1 protein-coding gene is annotated in these 1,115 nt (G+C 53.8%); it reads left to right on the top strand.

Annotated elements, in window-relative coordinates; genetic code table 11:
• On the top strand, positions 1-1,115 hold a 1,115-nt coding region (locus RFH42_RS16825; protein ID WP_308977085.1), incomplete at both ends, for a hypothetical protein.

Below are 1,115 nucleotides of genomic sequence, written 5' to 3'. Positions count from 1 at the left end.
AGCGACTCTGACTCTGATAGCGACAGCGATTCGGACAGCGATTCTGACTCAGACAGCGACAGTGATTCGGACAGCGACTCTGACTCAGACAGCGACAGTGATTCGGACAGCGACTCTGACTCGGACAGCGACTCTGACTCGGACAGCGACTCTGATTCAGACAGCGACTCTGACTCTGATAGCGACAGCGATTCGGACTCTGATAGCGACTCTGATTCAGACAGCGATAGCGATTCAGATAGCGACTCTGACTCTGATAGCGACTCTGATTCGGACAGCGACAGTGATTCGGACAGCGACAGTGATTCGGACAGCGACAGTGATTCGGACAGCGATTCTGACTCAGACAGCGACTCTGATTCAGACAGCGACTCTGACTCAGACAGCGACAGCGATTCAGACAGCGACTCTGACTCAGACAGCGACAGCGATTCGGACAGCGACTCTGACTCTGATAGCGACAGCGATTCAGACAGCGACTCTGACTCTGATAGCGATTCTGACTCTGACAGCGACTCTGACTCTGATAGCGACAGTGATTCGGACAGCGACTCTGACTCTGATAGCGACAGCGACTCTGATTCGGACAGCGACTCTGATTCTGATAGCGACAGTGATTCAGACAGCGACTCTGATTCGGACAGCGACTCTGACTCTGATAGCGATTCTGACTCAGACAGCGACTCTGACTCTGACAGCGACTCTGACTCTGATAGCGACAGTGATTCGGACAGCGACAGTGATTCGGACAGCGACAGTGATTCGGACAGCGACTCTGATTCGGACAGCGACTCTGACTCAGACAGCGACAGTGATTCGGACAGCGACTCTGATTCGGACAGCGACTCTGACTCTGACTCTGATAGCGACTCTGATTCGGACAGCGACTCTGACTCTGATAGCGACAGCGATTCGGACAGCGACTCTGACTCTGATAGCGACAGCGATTCGGACAGTGACTCTGACTCTGATAGCGACAGCGATTCGGACAGTGACTCAGACAGCGACAGCGATTCGGACAGCGACAGCGATTCGGATAGCGACTCTGACTCTGATAGCGACAGCGATTCGGACAGCGATTCTGACTCAGACAGCGACAGTGATTCGGACAGCGA

This window comes from Acinetobacter rudis, from assembly GCF_031157835.1.
In the GTDB taxonomy this organism is placed as follows: Bacteria; Pseudomonadota; Gammaproteobacteria; order Pseudomonadales; family Moraxellaceae; genus Acinetobacter; species Acinetobacter rudis_A.
The sequence above is the reverse complement of the archived record's forward strand: the minus strand, read 5'-3'. Positions and strand labels throughout refer to the sequence as shown.